The sequence below is a fragment of the Burkholderia stagnalis genome (assembly GCF_902830275.1).
Classification (GTDB): Bacteria; Pseudomonadota; Gammaproteobacteria; order Burkholderiales; family Burkholderiaceae; genus Burkholderia; species Burkholderia stagnalis.
On record NZ_CADESW010000071.1, the window covers coordinates 1 to 1,028 of the forward strand.

Consider the following 1,028-nt stretch of genomic DNA (forward strand, 5'->3'; position numbering starts at 1 on the left):
CCGCCGTTCACGTTCACCTTCGACGTGTCCCAGCCCATCTGCTTGTGCACCGCCAGCGCCTGCGCCGCGAACGCCTCGTTGATCTCCATCAGGTCCAGGTCGCCCGGCGTCCAGCCCGCGCGCTCCAGGCACCGCCGCGACGCCGGCACCGGGCCCATCCCCATCACGCTCGGATCCACGCCCGCGTTCGCGTACGCCTTGATCCGCGCGAGCGGCTTCAGGCCCAGCGCTTCCGCCTTCTTCGCCGACATCACCAGCACCGCCGCCGCGCCGTCGTTGATCCCCGACGCGCTCGCCGCCGTCACCGTGCCGTCCTTCGCGAACGCCGGCTTCAGCCCCGCCAGCGACTCCGCCGTCACGCCGTGGCGCACGAACTCGTCCGTCGCGAACGGCAGCGGCTCGCCCTTGCGCTGCGGAATCGCCACCGGCACGATCTCGTCGTCGAAGCGCCCGGCCTTCTGCGCCGCTTCCGCCTTGTTCTGCGACAGCGCCGCGAACGCATCCTGCTCTTCGCGCGTGATCCCGTATTCCTTCGCGACGTTCTCCGCCGTGATGCCCATGTGGTACTGGTTGTAGACGTCCCACAAGCCGTCGACGATCATCGTGTCGACCAGCTTCGCGTCGCCCATCCGGAACCCGTCGCGCGAGCCCGGCAGCACGTGCGGCGCCGCGCTCATGTTCTCCTGGCCGCCCGCGATCACGATGTCCGCGTCGCCGGCAATGATCGCGTTCGCCGCCAGCATCACCGCCTTCAGGCCCGAGCCGCACACCTTGTTGATCGTCATCCCCGGCACCGCGCTCGGCAGCCCCGCCTTGATCAGCGACTGGCGCGCCGGGTTCTGGCCCGAGCCCGCCGCCAGCACCTGGCCCAGGATCACTTCGCTGATCTGCTCCGGCTTCACGCCGCCGCGCTCCAGCACCGCGCGGATCACCGTTGCGCCCAGCTCCGGCGCCGCGATCTTCGCGAGAGCGCCGCCGAATTTGCCGACCGCGGTCCGCGCGGCCGATACGATCACTACGTCCGTCAT

1 protein-coding gene is annotated in these 1,028 nt (G+C 70.4%); it reads right to left on the reverse strand.

Annotated features, from left to right (window positions below; translation table 11 throughout):
- Window positions 1-1,028: acetyl-CoA C-acetyltransferase (locus HWY45_RS36245; protein WP_150999515.1), on the reverse strand; the 1,028-nt coding region annotated here is incomplete at both ends.